This window comes from Gordonibacter sp. Marseille-P4307 (assembly GCF_900604965.1).
In the GTDB taxonomy this organism is placed as follows: domain Bacteria; phylum Actinomycetota; class Coriobacteriia; order Coriobacteriales; family Eggerthellaceae; genus Berryella.
This window is the reverse complement of sequence record NZ_UWPD01000001.1, coordinates 1,361,969-1,379,460: the sequence shown is the minus strand read 5'-3', so window position 1 is coordinate 1,379,460 and position 17,492 is coordinate 1,361,969. Positions and strand designations below refer to the sequence as shown.

At 59.6% G+C, this 17,492-nt stretch carries 22 protein-coding genes; 14 read left to right on the top strand and 8 right to left on the bottom strand.

Annotated features, from left to right (window positions below):
- Positions 1-139: 139 nt before the first annotated feature.
- The 3 genes from EIH26_RS06295 to EIH26_RS06285 all read right to left on the bottom strand — a co-directional run bounded on the left by EIH26_RS06295 (position 140) and on the right by EIH26_RS06285 (position 1,164).
- A complete protein-coding gene (locus EIH26_RS06295; RefSeq protein ID WP_124061373.1) occupies positions 140-445 on the bottom strand; it encodes a hypothetical protein in 306 nt (101 codons plus the stop codon).
- Position 446: 1 nt separating this feature from the next.
- Positions 447-839 (bottom strand): hypothetical protein, encoded by a 393-nt coding sequence (locus EIH26_RS06290; protein WP_124061372.1) that lies wholly within the window; start codon positions 837-839, stop codon positions 447-449.
- Positions 840-930: 91 nt separating this feature from the next.
- Complete coding sequence (locus EIH26_RS06285; protein ID WP_124061371.1) at positions 931-1,164, bottom strand: type II toxin-antitoxin system RelB/DinJ family antitoxin; 234 nt, start codon at positions 1,162-1,164, stop codon at positions 931-933.
- A gap of 845 nt (positions 1,165-2,009) precedes the next feature.
- On the opposite strand from EIH26_RS06285, the gene EIH26_RS06280 reads away from it, so the two are divergent.
- Genes EIH26_RS06280 through EIH26_RS06265 form a run of 4 tightly spaced genes read left to right on the top strand, consistent with a single transcriptional unit; the run spans position 2,010 to position 6,426 of the window.
- Complete coding sequence (locus EIH26_RS06280; RefSeq protein ID WP_124061370.1) at positions 2,010-4,187, top strand: AAA family ATPase; 2,178 nt, start codon at positions 2,010-2,012, stop codon at positions 4,185-4,187.
- The gene (mcrC, locus tag EIH26_RS06275; RefSeq protein ID WP_206424687.1) at positions 4,154-5,239 is read left to right on the top strand and encodes a 5-methylcytosine-specific restriction endonuclease system specificity protein McrC; all 1,086 of its coding nucleotides are present in this window, start codon (positions 4,154-4,156) and stop codon (positions 5,237-5,239) included. Before EIH26_RS06280 ends, mcrC begins: the two co-directional genes overlap by 34 nt.
- Positions 5,232-5,660, top strand: coding sequence for a DUF6508 domain-containing protein (locus EIH26_RS06270; protein WP_124061369.1), 429 nt, complete (start codon positions 5,232-5,234; stop codon positions 5,658-5,660). The genes mcrC and EIH26_RS06270 overlap by 8 nt, the downstream gene beginning before the upstream one ends.
- A gap of 1 nt (position 5,661) precedes the next feature.
- Positions 5,662-6,426 carry a hypothetical protein gene (locus EIH26_RS06265; RefSeq protein ID WP_124061368.1) on the top strand — a complete coding sequence of 255 codons (765 nt, stop codon included), beginning with the start codon at positions 5,662-5,664 and terminating at the stop codon, positions 6,424-6,426.
- A 64-nt stretch (positions 6,427-6,490) separates the two neighbouring features.
- Here the strand turns inward: EIH26_RS06265 and EIH26_RS06260 are convergent, their stop codons facing one another.
- The 5 genes from EIH26_RS06260 to EIH26_RS08600 form a co-directional block, all read right to left on the bottom strand.
- Positions 6,491-6,832: a YraN family protein gene (locus tag EIH26_RS06260; protein WP_124061367.1), complete on the bottom strand. Its 342-nt coding sequence runs from the start codon at positions 6,830-6,832 to the stop codon at positions 6,491-6,493.
- Positions 6,833-7,203: 371 nt separating this feature from the next.
- A complete protein-coding gene (locus tag EIH26_RS06255) occupies positions 7,204-7,572 on the bottom strand; it encodes a DUF1778 domain-containing protein (protein WP_124061366.1) in 369 nt (122 codons plus the stop codon).
- Positions 7,572-7,979, bottom strand: coding sequence for a tyrosine-type recombinase/integrase (locus tag EIH26_RS08520; protein WP_241152789.1), 408 nt, complete (start codon positions 7,977-7,979; stop codon positions 7,572-7,574). Before EIH26_RS08520 ends, EIH26_RS06255 begins: the two co-directional genes overlap by 1 nt.
- Positions 7,976-8,485 carry an N-terminal phage integrase SAM-like domain-containing protein gene (locus EIH26_RS08515; protein ID WP_241152788.1) on the bottom strand — a complete coding sequence of 170 codons (510 nt, stop codon included), beginning with the start codon at positions 8,483-8,485 and terminating at the stop codon, positions 7,976-7,978. Before EIH26_RS08515 ends, EIH26_RS08520 begins: the two co-directional genes overlap by 4 nt.
- A 185-nt stretch (positions 8,486-8,670) precedes the next feature.
- The gene (locus tag EIH26_RS08600; RefSeq protein WP_255409485.1) at positions 8,671-8,796 is read right to left on the bottom strand and encodes a hypothetical protein; all 126 of its coding nucleotides are present in this window, start codon (positions 8,794-8,796) and stop codon (positions 8,671-8,673) included.
- A gap of 351 nt (positions 8,797-9,147) precedes the next feature.
- Between EIH26_RS08600 and EIH26_RS08445 the strand changes: the two genes are divergently transcribed.
- The 10 genes from EIH26_RS08445 (at position 9,148) to EIH26_RS06195 (ending at position 17,484) form a co-directional block, all read left to right on the top strand.
- Positions 9,148-9,420, top strand: coding sequence for a hypothetical protein (locus tag EIH26_RS08445; RefSeq protein ID WP_206424686.1), 273 nt, complete (start codon positions 9,148-9,150; stop codon positions 9,418-9,420).
- Between the two features lie 183 nt (positions 9,421-9,603).
- Positions 9,604-10,860, top strand: coding sequence for an MFS transporter (locus tag EIH26_RS06240; protein WP_164470996.1), 1,257 nt, complete (start codon positions 9,604-9,606; stop codon positions 10,858-10,860).
- A gap of 136 nt (positions 10,861-10,996) precedes the next feature.
- Positions 10,997-11,671 (top strand): 4'-phosphopantetheinyl transferase superfamily protein, encoded by a 675-nt coding sequence (locus tag EIH26_RS06235; protein ID WP_006361677.1) that lies wholly within the window; start codon positions 10,997-10,999, stop codon positions 11,669-11,671.
- Positions 11,665-12,141 carry a GNAT family N-acetyltransferase gene (locus tag EIH26_RS06230; RefSeq protein WP_164470995.1) on the top strand — a complete coding sequence of 159 codons (477 nt, stop codon included), beginning with the start codon at positions 11,665-11,667 and terminating at the stop codon, positions 12,139-12,141. The genes EIH26_RS06235 and EIH26_RS06230 overlap by 7 nt, the downstream gene beginning before the upstream one ends.
- A gap of 39 nt (positions 12,142-12,180) precedes the next feature.
- A complete protein-coding gene (locus EIH26_RS06225) occupies positions 12,181-12,954 on the top strand; it encodes an SDR family NAD(P)-dependent oxidoreductase (RefSeq protein ID WP_164470994.1) in 774 nt (257 codons plus the stop codon).
- A 9-nt stretch (positions 12,955-12,963) separates the two neighbouring features.
- Complete coding sequence (locus EIH26_RS06220; protein ID WP_124061362.1) at positions 12,964-13,836, top strand: thioesterase II family protein; 873 nt, start codon at positions 12,964-12,966, stop codon at positions 13,834-13,836.
- Positions 13,833-14,561 (top strand): thioesterase II family protein, encoded by a 729-nt coding sequence (locus tag EIH26_RS06215; protein WP_124061361.1) that lies wholly within the window; start codon positions 13,833-13,835, stop codon positions 14,559-14,561. Before EIH26_RS06220 ends, EIH26_RS06215 begins: the two co-directional genes overlap by 4 nt.
- A 40-nt stretch (positions 14,562-14,601) precedes the next feature.
- Positions 14,602-15,615, top strand: coding sequence for a ketoacyl-ACP synthase III (locus EIH26_RS06210; RefSeq protein ID WP_241152787.1), 1,014 nt, complete (start codon positions 14,602-14,604; stop codon positions 15,613-15,615).
- A gap of 22 nt (positions 15,616-15,637) precedes the next feature.
- The gene (locus EIH26_RS06200; RefSeq protein ID WP_124061360.1) at positions 15,638-17,224 is read left to right on the top strand and encodes a class I adenylate-forming enzyme family protein; all 1,587 of its coding nucleotides are present in this window, start codon (positions 15,638-15,640) and stop codon (positions 17,222-17,224) included.
- Positions 17,221-17,484, top strand: coding sequence for an acyl carrier protein (locus EIH26_RS06195; protein WP_124061359.1), 264 nt, complete (start codon positions 17,221-17,223; stop codon positions 17,482-17,484). The genes EIH26_RS06200 and EIH26_RS06195 overlap by 4 nt, the downstream gene beginning before the upstream one ends.
- Positions 17,485-17,492 lie beyond the last annotated feature (8 nt).

Here is a 17,492-nt window from a genome sequence, read left to right as displayed (position 1 = left end):
TCAGCCCATCCAGATGATCCGACGAACGAACTAGAAAAGAAGCATTGATCATGTAACTGCGTCATGCCTCGACCATTACAAAAAAAGAGCCCTCTCTTCGGACAAGGCTCTGGTGGTACAACACATCATGCAATCCGAGTTATGCAGCCGCTCGCTTGCTGGCACGAGTGCCCTTGATGACGTTGACAACGCCCCATATAGCAAGCCCCAATACAACGACCAAAGCACCTAGGAACGCGTCGTCCATCGTGCTTTCGGCATCGGCCAGATCAATGAACGCCTCACCTTCCATGAGCGTGAAGACCATGTCCATGCTCCACATGAGACTGGCTCCTGCGAACATGAGAGCCAGAAGTCCGATGGAGTACGTCTTTGCCCATTCGGGCTTTGCGAAACGAAGCGCGATGCAGATGATCGCCGCTATTGCGCAGATTACTAGAGTCATCTTATGCCACTCCTCCCGCTAGCTTCTTCTTGATAGCAGGGACATGATCCGAAATGAGGACCATCGCGATCCAAATGACCGTTACCGTTACAGCCATGGCAACGCCAACGGTACTCATTTCATGCAGCATCGCAGATGTATCCGCAGCGTTTGACATCGCCGTGAGGAACGGCGGGTAGAGCACGACTTCACCATGCCAGATGTGCTCAAGCGCCAGAAGGGCGGCACCTCCCCACAACATCGCCGTCAGCCAAGAGAGCTTTTGCTTCCAAGTAATCTTTCCCTCAGCAACGGCTTTCTTGGCCGAGCCGTTTTCATCTTCCTTGGACGCAACAGCTTTCTCTACTATCGAAGCCACGATGGCCTCTGTTCCAGGAACGATAAAGCATGCCATTATCTTCTCCTCTCGTCTAATTGCTGGCAAGCATATATGGTATAGAAACGTGTTACAAATTTCAAGTTCATAACACGTCGGTCGTAACCACTTAGGGGTGAAAGGGCTCCGAGGGCGCGGCGGCCGATGCGGTAAGCCGGTTCTGCTCTTCCAGGCTCTCGGCCGGCCTGGCGGCGACCTTGAAGGGGATTCCCTGTTCCCTCACGGCCTGCTTGAGGAACATGTTGATCGCCTGGGTGGTGCTGATGCCAAGCTCCGAGAACAGCTTCGCCGCGCCGTCCCTCGTCTGCCTCTCCATGCGTACCGTCACGTTGACCGTTTCCAACGATGCCTCCTTGCGTTATGGGTGCGTCATGCGGCCATTGTACGCGCGGCAGGCGGTATGTTCCTGGAATCCGTCATGGCGTGACGGATATCCGTCACGTGGCGACTGGAATGCGCCGTGACCCGCTCCCATACGCAAAGATAGCACCCATGATGCAGTGCGCCATGGGTGCTATCTAGCCTGTCATGCACGTGCATTGCACGTATTTTTACTACTCCCACTCGATCGTTGATATTCAAGCACGCATGAACTCAACGAGTCGTCTGATCACTTGATTTATTTATTCTCGACATCGCGAAATCGTCTCAAAACCGGGACTCACCTGGAACTCAGTACCGAGTTCCGCTTTAGCACGCGCAAGTGCTGGAATGGTAACAGGTTGCCGGGGAGTAAATCCCTGACCAGCGGAAACATAAAACGATAGCGCGCAACTGAGTTCACGTCGGAATTGATGCTCCGAGCACTTCCCAAAGTTTTACTGGGGAGTAAATTTTCGCTACCGGGGAGTAAAGGCTCTGAACTGGGAAAACAGTATTTGAGTCCTAGCGACCGAGTTCACGTTGAATAGTTCTGAAACGAAGGGGAGCAGAGGAGAAAGGAATACCCGTCTGTCTGTTTTTCGCAATCGGATCGCTGCAGAGCGGTGAGAGCACAAAACTGCGATTTGGGCCTGAACAAGGTTGCTGCTTTCGACCATCTACAGTAACTCCATCTAGTATTTGAGCGTGACAACTGCACTCTGTTCGCACGGTCACCTCTCCGTTCGCTATCGTCTGTAACTTTTCGAATTGTCAAAGCCTTAAAATCATCGTGTATCAATAAAATTCGGCTCAGAGGCTTTAAGGATGAATACCCAACACACATGGACGAGCTTTTATCAGGAACTCGCAGACAAGCTGCTCGCATATTTGAACGACCGGCAGACGCTCATCTCCATGCTGGACGACGTGTATTCACGCATTGGGATGCCGCTGCCAAAGCTTGAGGCAGATGAGCTCCAAGACATCGATCCGTTCACAGTCTTCGGCCTCTTCAACAAGGGCATCACAGATGCAAACAGGCGGAAGATCATCGCAGGCATTGCCGAGGTATTCGACATCGAAGCGGACCAGCCCACGGATTTCGAGGGCATTCCCGTGCTTAACAACCTCAACGCGACCTTCTACGCCTTCGCCAACGACGACCGGCGCGGCAAGCACGACATCGACAACCTTTGGCTCGTTTTCGAGGCCGAACTTGTACTAGCCGCCGACGATAACGAAGAGAACCGGAAGGCATTCGTCGAGGCATTCGACACTACTGTTACCCAGTTCGGGCTTGGCTGGAAGCTCACCATGGGTCTCTACTGGGCGAGACCCTACAGCTTCATCAGCCTGGACTCGCGCAACCGCTGGTTCATGGCTGACGTCGCAAAGACTGGCGCCACCATCGCCGGCATCATGCCGAAGGAGAAGGACTCGCCGATTCACAATGGAGGGCGCTACCTCGCCATTTGCGACGCCGTCAAGTCGAAGCTCGGAAGCGACGAATGCCCGTATGCGGACTTCCCCTCGTTGACGGCGGCCGCGTTCGTGGAGTCCGAGCGCGTCAACAGGGAGAAGAAAGCCGCCGAGAAGGCGGCAGCCGAGAAGGCGGAGGAAAATTCCCTCGGAGACGAGGGGGTCAGGACCACGCACTACTGGACCTACTCCCCGGGAGACGGCGCCGCGAGATGGGATGACTTCTACGCACGCGGCGTGATGGGCATCGGCTGGAGCAAGCTCGGCAACGTCGAGCAATACGCCAGCAAGGAAGACATCCGCAAGAGCCTGCGCACCCTGTACAGCAGCAAGTACTCGCAGAAGAACTCCGCGCTCGCGCTCTGGCAGTTCTCGCGCGAGCTCAAGCCGGGCGACGTCGTCTTCGCAAAGCGGGGCCGCAGCGTGGTCATAGGCCGCGGCGTCGTCGAGGGAGACTACCAATTCGACGAGAACGGCGACTCCTATCCGAACATCCGCAGGGTGCGCTGGACGCACAGCGGAGAGTGGCACACGGAAGACCTCCTCGCCATGAAGACCCTGACGGACATCACCGCCTACCCTGACCTCGTCGAGAAGCTGAACTCATTCTTCGAGGAAGAGGACGGCGAGGCCGAGGAAGATGCAGGGGAAGCCGAATACCCGGCGTACACGCCCGATGACTTCCTCTCGGAGGTCTTCATGGACGCCGAGCGCTACAGGACCCTCGTCAACGTCCTACGCGCGAAGAAGAACATCATCCTGCAGGGCGCTCCGGGCGTGGGCAAGACCTTCGCCGCCAAGCGCCTGGCCTACTCCATGATGGGCGTGAAGGACGCCGAGCGCGTGATGATGGTGCAGTTCCACCAGAGCTACAGCTACGAGGACTTCATAGAGGGGTTCCGCCCGAACGCACAGGGCTTCGACCTCGAGAAGGGCGCATTTTACAGCTTCTGCAAGAAGGCGCAGGACGATTCCGACAACGATTACTTTTTCATCATCGACGAGATCAACCGCGGCAACCTCTCGAAGATCTTCGGCGAGCTGTTCATGCTCATCGAGAACGATAAGCGCGGGCCCAGAAACACGCTGCAGCTCCTCTATTCGCACGAGCTGTTCTACGTCCCGAGCAACGTCTATCTCATCGGCATGATGAACACGGCGGACCGCTCGCTCGCTATGCTCGACTACGCCCTGCGCCGCCGCTTCGCGTTCTTCGACCTCCGCCCCGCCTTCGACACGGAGAGCTTCATCGCCTATCAGGAGGGACTGAACAGCGAGAAATTCGACAGGCTCATCTCTTGTGTCGTGAAACTGAACGAAGCGATCGCGTCCGACGAGTTGCTGGGCAACGGCTTCTGCATCGGCCACAGCTACTTCTGCCGCATGTCCCCGGACGACGTGACGGACGAGAAGCTCACGGAAATTGTTGACTACGAGCTCGTGCCGATGCTGCGCGAGTATTGGTTCGACGAGCCTTCCAAGGTCGATGAGTGGGCGGGCAAGTTGCGCAGGTCCATCCAGTGATTCGGATTCAGAACATCTACCACATGCTCGCCTACGCGTTCCAGACGCTGCAGGGGCAGGGCTACCGCGACATCGCCGCCGAGGAGTTCGGAAACACCGCCGACCTTCTCGCCGAGATACTGGCGCGGGGCGTGAGCCTGCAGCTCAAGCGCGGCCTTGGCCGGGAATACGTCGACCGAGAGGAGGCGCTCTCCTCTCCGAGGGGAAAGATCGAACTTTCCGGGTCTCTGAAGGCGCGCTCGATTCTTCGCAGGCAGCTGGTCTGCAGCTACGACGAGTTCAGCACGGACACCCGCATGAACCGCATTCTCAAGGCGACGATTGTGCTCCTGGTCCGTTCGGACATCGACAAGGCGCGTAAGAAGGCGCTAAGGCGGCTGCTCCCGTACTTCGCGGACGTGGACGACGTAGACCTTGTGCATGAGGACTGGCACATGCGCTTCGACCGGAACAACCAGGCCTACCGCATGTTCATGAACGTGTGCTGGCTGGTCGTGAAGGGCCTCCTCCAGACGCAGGAGGACGGGAGCCTCCGCATGATGAGCTTCCTAGACGAGCCGCGCATGAGCCACCTGTACGAGAAGTTCATTCTCGAGTACTACAGGCGCGAGCACCCAGAGCTCTCCGCAGGGGCGCCGTACATCAGTTGGGCTCTCGACGACGGCTTCGATGACATGCTCCCCGCCATGCATACCGACATAACGCTCGCACAAGGCAGAACTGTTCTCATCATCGACGCAAAGTACTACAGCCGCACAATGCAACAGCAGTTCGACAAGCGAAGCGTCCACTCGGGCAACCTGTACCAGATCTTCACCTACGTGAAGAACAAGGAAGCGGAGCTAGCTGACACGACTGAGCCGCATGGCGTGTTAGGAATGCTGCTCTATGCCAAGACGGATGAAGAAATCCAGCCGGACGGCGTGTACCAGATGAGCGGCAACCAGATTAGCGTGAAAACGCTCGATCTGAACCAGCCCTTTGAGGCGATACGCTCGCAGCTCGATGAGATTGCATACGCTCATTTCTCAAGGGAGGCGGCCTATGTTTGAAGGACTAACGAAGCACCTACCTGCCATTGAGAAAGCCGAGAGATTTGGCAGCTGGGTCGTAGACCGAGAGAGCAAGGGCACCATGGACGACCCAATCCAGATGCCCTACGTGGACTATGTAACGACAGTCACGGAAGTTGACCAGGCAATCTATGGCTTTGTGGACGAGCACCCGGAATATAAGCTCACACATTACCGCGACATACTCGAGCACAACGGACTCGAGTGGGATAGCCAGGCAATGTCCGAGGCAGATGTATCGAAACTCAGCGGCCAGGCAGTAATGGCACTTTTACTGGGAGCTGTGAGAGCAGAACGCTTCTGCGATGGAGCTCTGCTCGGCTTCTTTGAGGATGGAAGCATAAGGCGCTGGCTTGTGCGGCTGCGCGAGATTGACGAGCAAGATGGGGATGAAGGATGACATGAATAAAGACGATGCCGTTGCAAAGCTTGAATCATTAATCGAAGAAGGTAAAGCGGTACTCGATACTTCCTATTTCGTCAACGGCGTCTTTGGAGGACCTTGGGTAAAGTCGGAGCTTTATTCCCCTTGGCAGGCTACGGCAGCAATGATGCTGCATGAGGTCTTGCCTGAGCACCAACAGACGCTGCTTAAGAAGCTAGAGGAGGAAGAGACTAATCACACCTCTACTGCCGAGGAATGGCAGGGACAACTGCAAGGTGTGCGTGAAGCAATCGAGAACGGCATTATCAATCTTGACGAAACTAACGAGGATGATGTTGATGCGGTCATTGAGAGCATGCTCAACAGATTTCCTGATGTTGTCGCCTCAATTAATCGTAGGCATAACGGGAGAGACAGGTATGCAATCAATGATGAATACGACGTCCAAGATCTTCTCAGATCTATTTGCCTAGCCTACTTCGACGATGTACGCGATGAAGAAGCCGTGCCAAGTTTCGCCGGAAAGAACTCGCGCATTGATCTCTTTCTAAAAGATGAGGCGCGCTTCATTGAGGTGAAGATGACACGTAATGGCTTGCGCGACAAGAATCTTGGCGATGAGTTGAGCATCGACATTCCCCATTACAAGGGGCATCCGGGATGCGAGCGGCTTTTCTGCTTCATCTACGACCCGGACAGACGTGTCCGCAATCCAACCGGCCTCAAGCGCGATCTGGAGAAGATAGATCCTGGGTTCGTTACTGTCATCATCGCCCGGTAGACAGAGCAAGCAGCCTATAGACCAGACGCCCCCGGGAGCCGGAGCTCCTGGGGGCGCCCTGCGCTTAGAGCGTGCCGAGCGCGTTGAGGTGGTGGCGGAGAAGCGCCCGGCTCTCGCCGACGATGAGCATGCTCACGACGTCGAACCTGATCCGAATGTCCTCGGAGTCCAGGTGCTCGGCGAGGTAGGCAGCCGCCAGCCGTTCGAGCGCCGTGCGATCCGCATCCTCCTCGGGGAATCCCTCGCCGCCGTTCTGCGTGACCTGGCAGTGGACGAAGACCAGCTCGTCCTCATCGCGGGCGATGAAGTCGCCGCCGTGCGCCCAGCCTTCCTCCAAGATCTCGAAGCCCCTGCGCTCGAGGTAGACCCTGATGCCCTTCTTGGCCCTGGTGTCGATGGCTTCCATAATGTCCTCCTTAGCTCCCGGCCCGCCCCGGCGGCGCGCCTTGTGGCTCGCATGCCGGCGGGGTTCGCGCGGGCGCAAGGGGGAAAGCAAAACCCAGAGGGCCTGAGTTTTCGCAAGGGCGCTCTGTGCCCGGCGAAAAGTTTTTGCGGCCCTTGCGGCCGTAAGCGGTTCCCGGCGAGCCTGCAAGAGTCCAAGGAGAGCCCCTGGAGGCGGGCAAGGTGCAAGGAGGCATTGGATGTCCTCACAGGACCAAGGGGAAGCGTCAGGGTGCGTCGCAGGGGCGTCTCGGGCTCTGGAGGGTGCGCGCGCTGGCAACGTTGCTCTCACCGCCACGAGGGGCGGTGCTTCTGCCCTCTGCCAGGCACGTGGGGCTATCGGCGGCTCATCTCGAGGATGTCGTGCCGCTCGGTGTTCACGGTGGTGGCGTTCATCTCTCCGCGCAGGTCGATGAATTCCTTGGTCAGGCGCTCAACCTCGTCGTGAAGCCGCTCGTCGACGGCGCCGCCGGCCCGTATCCGCGACAGCTCCCGAAGCAGCTCCAGCATGTTCTCGCGCAGGGCTCGGTACACCCGGATGTTCGGCAACACGGTGATGGCCTCGTCGTGCAGCCTCGCCATGATGAAGTCCTGCTTGTTCATGCCGCTCTCCGCCGCCACGCGGTCGAGCCAGCGCTTCTGCTCCGGCGTCATCCTGAAGGCCACCGTGACGCTCCTTCTCCTGCGGTCGTTCGGGCACGGCATCAGATGCCCGCCCTGGTCGCGTCGAGGGCGCGCGCCATCTCGCCCTGCTTGTCGGGGAAGAGGTGCGCGTAGCGGAAGGTCACGTCCGAGCTCTCGTGGCCCAGGCGCTCGGCTATGGCCACGGCGGAGAAGCCCATCTCTATGAGCAGCGAGACGTGGCTGTGGCGCAGGTCGTGGATGCGGATGCGCTTGACATGCGAGATCTTGCAGCCGCAGTCGAGCTCGTGGTGGAGCTTGGCCTTGGTGAAGGTGAAGATGCGCTCGTCCTCTCCGGTCGGAAGCGAGCCAACCCACTGCTCGAGCTCGTCGGTGAGGAACTTGGGCATCACGATGGTGCGCACGAACTTCGGCGTCTTGGGCGGCGTCACCACGTCGCGCCCGTGAAGGCGCTGGTAGGACTTCGTCACCTTGAGCTCGGAACGGGAGAAGTCGAAGTCTCCCGGCGTGAGGGCCAACAGCTGCCCAGGCGCAGGCCGCACCAGTAGAGGATCTCGAAGGCGTAGTAGCTCTCCGGCTTGTCGGACACCGCGTCGGCGAAGCGCAGGTACTCCTCGCGCGTCCAGAAAAGCATCTCGCCGCCCTTGGACGAGCCCCTGCGCGTGGTCTTCGCGCAGGGGTTGCTCTTGAGACCGTAGTAGCGCACGGCGTGGTTGAAGATGGCGGAGAGCTGGTTGTTCACCGAGCGCAGGTAGGTGGGCGCGTAGGGCTCGCCCTTCTCGTTGCGGTAGGCCATGAGGCGGTTCTGCCAGCGCACCACGTCGATGGGCTCTATCTCGTCCACACGCATGTTGCCAAAGTACGGCAGGATCTTGCCCTCAATCATGTAGCTCTTGGTGTACCAGGTGTGCTCGCGCAGGCGGGGGCGCATGTCCGCCTCGTAGACCTCGTAGAAGGCGGCGAAGGTGGAGTCCACGGAGCCCTCCGCGTCGGAGGAGAACTGCCGAGGGCATGGCCAATGTTTTCGCCGACCCGAATGCCGTGGTGATCATGGCGTTCGTTAGTGGCTGCCCGGCAGCTGTCGAAGCCCGACGATAGCGAGGAGTGCATAATGGACCTTATCAAAAGCGTTTTCGCGAGTTATCCGCAGGGGGTCGAGCTTCAGCTGAGCGACTTCACGTACAGCCTCAGCCCCGAGAACCCCGCCTTCGGCATGGCGCTGTTCGCTACGCTCTTCACGTTCTTCCTCGGGTTCATGGTGTACGTGTACTCGGTTATCTTGGTCAACCGCGAGGGTGCAGGTCCGTACCCTGTCTGGATGCATACGTTCTACTGTGCGGCCGACTTCATGGGCGTCTGGGCCTTCCTTTCGGCTTACGATGCGGTCGGAGGCTTCTGGTTCTTCATGCTCGGGGCGGTTGGCGAGGCCGTGTGGGTTGGCGTCGAAATCTACTGCCTGTACAAGACCGTGACCGTCGAGCGTTGGGAGATGTGGGGCAAGGATGCCACGGTCGGGCATGCCGTGTTCGTGATCTGCGCGCAGATCCTGATTTTCTTCGTTGCGCTCAATTTCCTGCGCGTGGAGCTCGGTGATGCGAGCATGTTCAAGTTCTGGATCTTCACGCAGGTCATCATCGTATGCGCCCGGGTCTGTTCTGGCGCGAGCGCAATACGCTTTTGGGGAGCTGCTGGCAGCTCGTCGTCACGCTCGTGCTCGTGTGCGTCATGTCGTTCAACCCGCTGGGCAATATGTGGAGCCTCATCAGCCCGTACTTCGCGTTCGAGAACAACCCGTGGTATTACGTCATGGGAGCGGGCGTGCTCGCCTTCGCAGCGTACGACGTCGTCGTCTACGCCAGGCTGCCCAAAAAGCCCGCCCGTCTGGAGAACGGAAAGAAGCCCGTTTTCTAGCACGTTGTTCCGCAGGCCTTGAGCATCCCGACGCCGCAATGCCCTGCGATCCCGCCGAGAAAAGCGATCGAGAAAAGCGATCCCGCCGGGGTCGCTTTTTTCTGGAATAGGGTCCTTCCTGTGATAAGTTAGGAACATCTAATAAAAAGGCGGCAATGCCATCAGATGCGAAGGAGGCGCGACGTGGGAATCTCATCACCGTTTTCTCGACTGGTGAACTGGCCTATCGTCTTCGGCATGGCATGCGTTATGCTCTGCGAGGGCTTCGATTTGATTATCTACAGCAGTCTGATTCCGCCTCTGATCGGCGATGCCGATATGGGCGTCGATAAGGCCGCTGCCGGTTTCATCGGAAGCATGACCTTTTTGGGTATGTTCTTCGGCGGTATTTCGGCAGGTGCCGTGAAACGCAGGCTCGGCTACGTTCGCACGATTGCCTTCGGCGTCATCTGGTTCAGCCTGGCTGTCGCAGCGGCGGCGTTCGCTCCCTCGGGTGCGGTGCTCGGTGCTCTGCGCGCGCTGGCGGGGTTGGGGCTGGGGGTCGTGCTTCCCGTTGCGATGTCGCTTGCGCGCGCCTATTCGACGCGTCGTATGTCCGCCCTGGTCATCAGCATCGTTATGACGGGGATACCGTTCGGGGGTCTTATGGCGGCGTTTCTGTGCGCCGCGCTCCTCTCGGTCTTCGGATGGCGGCCCCTCATGTTCGTCGCCGGCTTGATCGGACTCGTTCTGCTCGCGTTCATCATGCCGTTCGTGGCGAAGCAGGTGGAGCAATCGCCGCGCCTGTCTCGAACCGCGCGATCGAACGGACATCCGACGGCCCCGGTGCGTTTCGAGGGTCGCGCGCTCTTCCGCCTGTGCCTGCTGGCGTTGACCACGTTTCTGTTCCTTATGGCCTACTACGGTATCAGCACCTGGCTCGCCCAGCTCATGCGCGAATTCAATCTGCCTTTGGAGAACTCGCTGCAAATGATGGTCGTCCTGAACTTCGGATGCGTGCTCGGTTCGCTCGTGACGGCCTGGCTTGCAACGAAGGTTTCTGCGAAGGGCGTGGCCATGACGAGCGCCGCCCTTGCGACTCTCTGTCTTCTGGGGGTTGCTGCGCGTCCCGAGGGGAGCGTTGCGCTGGTGGTTCTGGTGTTCTTTGCCGGCGTGGGCGCCATCAGCGCCCAGAACTTGACGAATGCGCTCGTTTCGAATGCCTTCCCCGAGGAGTCCCGTTCTGCGGCGCTCGGATTCACGCTCGGGTTCGGTCGTTTGGGGGCCGTTGCGTCGCCAGCTGCAGGCGGGCTTATTTTGCAGCTCGGTCTTGATCCCGCTTACGTTCTGGCGATGCTCGCCTGCGCCGATATGCTGGGGGCTGCCGCGTTGCTCCTGTATGCGCCCTATAGGGTGAAGTCGCAGGCGGCGCGTCCTTCGTTTTCGGACGGGGCAGCTTAGTTCCGCTGCCTTTCGCGCGTTTTATTCAACTTAGAAGATATTTGCGGCAATTTTTCCTTTGACACACTCGCTTTTTTGTATACAGTTAGTAACGCCTAACTTGATTAGTTAAAGCTAACTTCGAAAGGAGAAGCGCGTGGCCTTCATCTCGATCGCGGAAGTCGACGAAGAAGCTTCCCTTGAGGAGTGTTGGGGCGCGCTTCCCGAGTGGAAGGTGAACCAGTACAAGAAGGCCTCCAGTGCACGTTTTCGGAGCGCTTCGAGCACTGGGTACTTGCTGGCTCTTGTTTTGGCCGAGCGGGCCTCTTCCCGCAAGCTCGATATAGTGCGCGGGCCGCAGGGGAAGCCCGCGTTCGCGAGCGAGCCGAACATCCAGTTCAGCATCGCCCACTCCGGCGATTATGCGGTCTGCGCACTCGGCGAGGGGCCTGTCGGAATCGATATCGAGAATGCGTCGCGTGACTTTTCGGGCATCGCCTCCCACGTGCTTTCGGCGGGCGAGCGTGCGGTGCGCGGTCGCCTCGCCCCTGCGCATAGGAACCGCTTCGCGTGCGCTATCTGGACGTTGAAGGAGGCGCTCGGGAAATATCGGGGTTGCGGGTTGGGCTACGACCTGAAGGCGGTCTCCTTCGATCTGGAAGGTCGTGTTCCGGTTCTTTCGGACGGCTGCAAAGGGCCGTCGTTTCGAACCTTTGCAGTGGGAAGGGACTACCTGCTTTCCGTCTGCACGGCGGAAGACGAGTCGATTTCCTGGGAGTTCACATCTTCCAAGGAGCTTTTGGAAACAGGGAGAAGGAGGTCGCTGTGGTAACGAAAAGGCTGACACGGGAAGAAGCGGCCCCGTGTGCGCGCTTGATCTTCGGTACCGCCCTGGGAAGGGGCTACTATCCGACCGAGGAGTTCCTTCGTCGCGAGCTCGAACGGGGAATCAGCGAGGACGATTGCTTTCTCGCCACCGATGACGGCGAGGCGGTAGGGGTCGTGTGGTTTCAGCGTCGGGGCGCTTTCCGTTCGTTTCCCTATCTGCATCTGATCGTGGTCAGGGAGGACTGTCAGGGCAGGGGTTTCGGTCGCGCGCTCATGGACTTTTTCGAGAACGAGATCCTGGAAGACGACGGCAGGCGGCTCGTCTGCACCAACGCCTTCCTTTTGGTGAACAAGGACAACGACTTCGCCCGGTCCATGTACGAGAAGCGCGGTTACCGCGAGGTGACCGAGCTTGACGGGCTGTTCAGGCGCAAGGCTACGGAGGTGCTCATGGTCAAACGGGTTGTCCGGTAGTAGCGGTGTTCGGTAGCGATGCGCAAGGAAGGGGTATGCATGGGGGAGTTCGACGGAAAGACGGTGCTCGTGACCGGCGGTGCCAGCGGAATCGGGAGCTTTGCCGCTGCGGCCTTCGCCGAACGCGGCGCGCGGGTCTGCATCGCGGGCAGGAGGGAGGATCGGCTTGCCGAGACGCTCGGCGCTTTGCGTTTTGAGGGTGGCGCCGGCATGTACGCGGTTTGCGACGTTTCGGACGAAGGCGAGGTTTCGCGCATGATGGCCGAGGTGCTCGATCGCTTCGGTCGGGTCGACATCGTGGTCAACTCAGCGGGGACGAGCGGGCAGTTCGCCGTCGGCAATGCCGAAGCGGGTTTCGACGAATGGCGCCGCGAGGTGGACGTGAACCTCAACGGGTGCGCCTACGTGTGCGGCGCTGCAATCCCCTCCATGCTCGAGCGAGGGTGGGGGCGTATCGTCAACATCGCCTCGGTGAACGCGTTTTTGGCGTCCAAGACCGTCCCGCGGCATCCCTACAACGCTTCGAAGGCGGGAGTATGCGGCTTGACCAGGGGGATATCCTCGACGTACGCCTCGGCAGGCATCACGGTGAACGCGCTGTGCCCAGGTCTTTTCGAGACCGAGATGACGCAGGGCTTCTTCTCCAACTCCTTCGCCCTGTCCACATTCAATCGGCAGATTCCAGCGGGCAGGCCGGGGCGCCCCGATGAGATAGTCGGTCCTATTCTGTTCCTTGCAAGCGAGTCGGCGTCGTACGTAACGGGCCAGTGCATCGCCGTGGACGGTGGAATGGCAACGGGAAGCTTTATTTAGGAGCCTTTCATGATCAAACTGTTCTGCATCCCCGGAGGGGCGGCGTCTGCTACGGCCTATTTGCCTTGGGTGAAACTGCTCGACAAGGACGTCAAGCTGTGCTTGCTTGAAATTCCGGGCAGGGGCCTTCGGCGCAAAGAGGAGTCGCGCGCGCATATGGCCGAGGTCGCCGACGATCTGTTCTCGAACCTACAATCGCAGCTTAAGGATGGAGAGGACTACATGGTCCTCGGGTACTGCTTCGGTGCGGTGGCCGGTTACGAGCTGTACCGTCGCATTGCGGAGTCGGGCACGAAGCTGCCATCGCACATGTTCTTCTGTGCGAGCGACCCGCCTGACGGCAACACGTACAAGACCTCTATCTTCACCGACCGAGCCCGCGAGGACGAGCTGAAGGAGACGCTTACGCGCTACTTCCATCCCTCCCTGTTCGAAGGCCCCGAAGACCTTGCGGCTTTCGCCGGGAAGTACACGCAGCTGTGCTACGAAAGCTACGAACGCGCTGGGCAGGTAGTCGCGGTTCGTCCCGAAGAGATATTCGCGGACTATGCAGGCAACGAGGAGCGCTACTTCGAAAAGTCGAAGGCGCTCGAGTTCGCCAACCATACGATGGACCTGCTCGATATCGATCAGAAGATCGTGCAGGAATACCAGAATTCTCCGCAGGACTACTTCCGCATCGAGGCGCCCGTGACCGTGTTCGCGGGAGACCGCGATACCATGACCACGCTCGAGGCAGTGAGCGGCTGGAGTCGAATGGCGGGCGGGGAATTCGATCTGCGCGTGATCGACGGAGGGCACCTTATCCTGATCGACGGATATCAGAACTGCATTCCGATCATCAACGACCTTGCCCGCGCTCGGGAAGCGAGCCGGGCATGAAGCTGATCTGCTTCCCCCATGCGGGCGGGATGTCGGGGTACTATGCCTTCCTCAAACGCGCCCCCCTTGCGGGAATCGATTTTGTCGACCTCGTCGAGTACCCCGGAAGGGGGTCGCGCGCGGCGCAGGAGGGCTATCGGGACTTCCAGGACTGCGTCGAGCGCGTGAGCGCTCGTTTGGCCGATGAGGGGCTCGAGGACGGATGCTATGTCCTGTTCGGCCACAGCATGGGAGCATTCGTGGCCTACGAGGTCGCTTGCCTTTTGCAGGAGCGTTACGGGCTGCGGCCGCTCCATGTGTTCGTCTCCGGTCAGAAGCCTCCGTGCCGCGTGGTGCCCGAACACTACGCCCAGTGCGAGTCGGACGGGATCGACTTCCTTAAGCGCCTTGGAGGCGTTCCCGAGCTCATCCTAGAAGACGAGGGCATCGCGCGCTACTTCATCGGGCTGTGCGCGAAGGATCTGCGGATACTGCAGACGTACAGTCCCCGTCCGCCCGATCCCGCGAATCGCCCGCTTGTCGGCAGCGTTATCTGCGGGGATGACGATCTTGAGGTGTCGCTCGATGAATTGGAGGACTGGCGGGGCTACTTCGCGGTACCGCCGCAGGTAAAAGTGATGCATGGAAACCATTTCTACCTGCGCGAACGGGAGGAAGAACTCGTCGCTTTCATGAACGAGCGTTTGCGCGCGAGCGCTGCGGCAGGGCTTCGCAGGGGAGCGTAGGGGTATTCGAACGGCGTTTTTCAAACGGAAAGAGGGTTCGATGGCACGAAGCGTTATTGCGGGTATGGGGATGTACCTTCCCGAACAGGTGCTTTCAAGCGAAGAAGTCGAGCGGCGCGCGGGATACGAGCGCTTCGGCCTCAAAACCGGGCTGGTGAAGATGCTTACGGGCTGTGCGAGCCGCCATTACGCGACGGAGGGGGAGCATTGCTCCGACATAGCCGCTCGAGCGGGGCGAGAGGCGCTTGCGGATGCCGGCATCGTTCCTGCGGACATCGATGCCGTGCTCTTCTGCTCCATCACGCAGGATTTTGCCGAGCCGGCGACCGTGAACGTCGTCATGGACAAGCTCGATATCAGAAACGCCTACTCGTTCGACATCAAGAACGCCTGCAATGCGTTTCTGAGCGGCCTCGACGTGGCCGACAGCCTCATAAAATCCGACAAGGCCGAGCATGTCCTCGTGGTTTCGGGCGAGGCGCTTTCGCGCTGGACGAAGTTCGATTACGAGGACAAAGACGAGCTCTTGCAACGTGCGCCGGCTGCCCTGAGCGTCGGCGACGGGGGCGGGGCGTTCGTGGTGAGCCGCAACGATGCCAAGGATGGGCGCGGCATCGTGGCCTCGCTGTTCCGCACCGTGCCGGAGGTTTGGAACAACAATGTTATCTGGGGCGGCGGGGTCGTCTACCCGAAGGCGGGCGACAAGCTCTACATCCCGGGGACCACGAAGGCCCTGATCGATATGCATCAGGATGTTTCACGAGCTTACATCCCGCCGGTGCTCGAGGAAAGCGGGTGGGGCGTCGACGATATCGACTGCATCGTGGTGAGCCAGGTTGCCAAGTGGATCACGAAGAACATCCGGGCGATCGTAGGCGTGGAGAAGGAGGTGATGCCGGAAATCGTCGAGAGCGTCGGCAACGTCGGCGCGGCGAACATACCGATTATGGCTTGCGAAGCCCGTAGGCTCGGCATTTTGAAGCGGGGAAGTAGAACCTTGATGCTCGGCGGCGCCGTAGGGGCGAACATGGGCGTTCTGTCAGCGGTAATGTAGTGGATTTCGACAGGAGGATGCGATGATAACGCTGGAAACGATGTACGAGGACGCCTACGGAGGGTTCTCCCCTGACTATCCTCTAGTCGAATACTATGTCGACGATGAGAAGCGGCTCATGTACGCGCGGGATTACCGGGTAAAGACGAAGGCCGTCGCCGCGTTTCTGGAAGAGCGGCTTGCCGGTGTGGAGCGGGGCCGCTGGGTCGGTCTGAAGTACGCGACCCATCCTTTGTGGATGACCGTATTCTACGGTCTTGAGATGATCGGCTACAAGGTGATGCTCCTTGACGAAGGGGCCACGCCGCTCTATGTGAAGAACGTGGTCGAATTGGGTAAACTCGCCGCCATCGTCGGGGTCCAGGGAGAGGAGTACCCGGTTTTGAACATCCCCTTCGAGGAGGCGACGGCTGTGCAGGACGGAGAGCCCTCGTCGGTTGCGTGGGAGGACACGATGTGCCTGTGCACGTCGGGAACCACGGGAAGCGCCAAGGCGGTCGTCTTCAAGGCGGGCACGTTCACGCGCCTTCAGCGCACGGTGCGCTCCACGGTGTTCGGAAGCCCCTTCACTACGAGAAGCGCCGAGAGCCTTTCGCTCGAGCAGATGCGCGTCATGATGACGTTGCCGATGCGCCATGTGTTCGGTTTCGAGGTCCCGCATATCTTCGGTGGGTACGGCTGCACGCTCGTGTTCCCGAAGAACCCCGGAATCCTCGAAATGGTACGCACCATTCGCGAGGAGCGCATTTGGAGCACGTACGGCGTCCCGGCGCTCTGGAAGGTCATCTTCAACGTGTATCGAAACCAGGCAGGCGAGGTGAGCAAGGAGAGCTTCCGGGAGTTCTTCGGCGAGCAGTTCCGCCACGGGCTCATCGGCGGTGCGAAGGTCGACGAGGAGCTGCGCGCTTTCATCGCCTCGATCGATTTCAATATGGGCAATGCCTACGGTTCGACGGAGACCGGCGGCTGCATTACGCTCGGATTCCTCAACGACGTCCGCTCTATCGAAGGACCCGCCAGCTATTCCGGGCAGCTGTTCAACGCCCATAGGCCCGGCGTTATCGCGGAAGACGGCTCATGGCAGCCGCAGGGAATCGGGGAGTTGGCGGTCACGGGCAAGAACATCGCCGACGGGTTCGTGGATGCCGGGGAGTTCGTCTCGCGGCAGGAGACGGCTGGCGAGCTGTACCACACGGGCGATATTTTCCAGATAGAAGGCGAGGACTTTTACTACCTGGGTCGCGTCGACAACATGATTCTTACGGACGCGGGCGAGAACATCTACGTCGAGGAGCTTGAGGAGGATTTCGCGATTCTGCGCGACCGCGCCGAACAGTACTGCGCCGTCGGTTTCGAAGGGAGACCCGCTCTCGTTTTAGCAGGCGCTCTGAGCGAAGTGGACGAGCTAATCGAGGAGTTGTGCGCGGTCAACGGGGCCCTGCCTCACTACAAGCGCGTCGAAGCGGCGTTCGTATCGGCCTCCCCTTTGCCGCTCACCTCGAAGAAGGAAGTCGACCGTAAAGCCGTCGCCGCGCTGCTCGCTGCTGCGGAGGGTGCGGATACGGCATTCGAGCGGTACGGGCTGAGGAAGGGAGGTGCGCGCGCATGAGCACGGTAAACGAGACGCAGATCAAGGAGACGATCCGGACGACGCTCGAGCAGATGCTCTCGGACGGGGGCGCTGAATTCGACGACGACGCACTGTTCTACGAGGACGTGGGAGCCGACAGTATCGCCATCGTCCAGGTGTTCCTCACGTGCCAGGAGACGTTCGACGTTACGCTGGCCGACGAGTTGAACCTAATGGAGCCCATATCCGTGAACTCTCTGACCGCGCTCATCGAGCGCAAGCTCGATGAGCGGGCGTAAGGGGATTC

Coding starts and splice junctions, on each gene's coding strand:
- EIH26_RS06295 (WP_124061373.1), bottom strand. CDS start 445: ATGACTCTAGTAATCTGCGCAATAGCGGCGATCATCTGCATCGCGCTT.
- EIH26_RS06290 (WP_124061372.1), bottom strand. CDS start 839: ATGGCATGCTTTATCGTTCCTGGAACAGAGGCCATCGTGGCTTCGATA.
- EIH26_RS06280 (WP_124061370.1), top strand. CDS start 2,010: ATGAATACCCAACACACATGGACGAGCTTTTATCAGGAACTCGCAGAC.
- EIH26_RS06270 (WP_124061369.1), top strand. CDS start 5,232: ATGTTTGAAGGACTAACGAAGCACCTACCTGCCATTGAGAAAGCCGAG.
- EIH26_RS06265 (WP_124061368.1), top strand. CDS start 5,662: ATGAATAAAGACGATGCCGTTGCAAAGCTTGAATCATTAATCGAAGAA.
- EIH26_RS06260 (WP_124061367.1), bottom strand. CDS start 6,832: ATGGAAGCCATCGACACCAGGGCCAAGAAGGGCATCAGGGTCTACCTC.
- EIH26_RS06255 (WP_124061366.1), bottom strand. CDS start 7,572: ATGCCGTGCCCGAACGACCGCAGGAGAAGGAGCGTCACGGTGGCCTTC.
- EIH26_RS08445 (WP_206424686.1), top strand. CDS start 9,148: ATGCGCCCGGGTCTGTTCTGGCGCGAGCGCAATACGCTTTTGGGGAGC.
- EIH26_RS06225 (WP_164470994.1), top strand. CDS start 12,181: ATGGGGGAGTTCGACGGAAAGACGGTGCTCGTGACCGGCGGTGCCAGC.
- EIH26_RS06220 (WP_124061362.1), top strand. CDS start 12,964: ATGATCAAACTGTTCTGCATCCCCGGAGGGGCGGCGTCTGCTACGGCC.
- EIH26_RS06215 (WP_124061361.1), top strand. CDS start 13,833: ATGAAGCTGATCTGCTTCCCCCATGCGGGCGGGATGTCGGGGTACTAT.
- EIH26_RS06210 (WP_241152787.1), top strand. CDS start 14,602: ATGGCACGAAGCGTTATTGCGGGTATGGGGATGTACCTTCCCGAACAG.
- EIH26_RS06200 (WP_124061360.1), top strand. CDS start 15,638: ATGATAACGCTGGAAACGATGTACGAGGACGCCTACGGAGGGTTCTCC.
- EIH26_RS06195 (WP_124061359.1), top strand. CDS start 17,221: ATGAGCACGGTAAACGAGACGCAGATCAAGGAGACGATCCGGACGACG.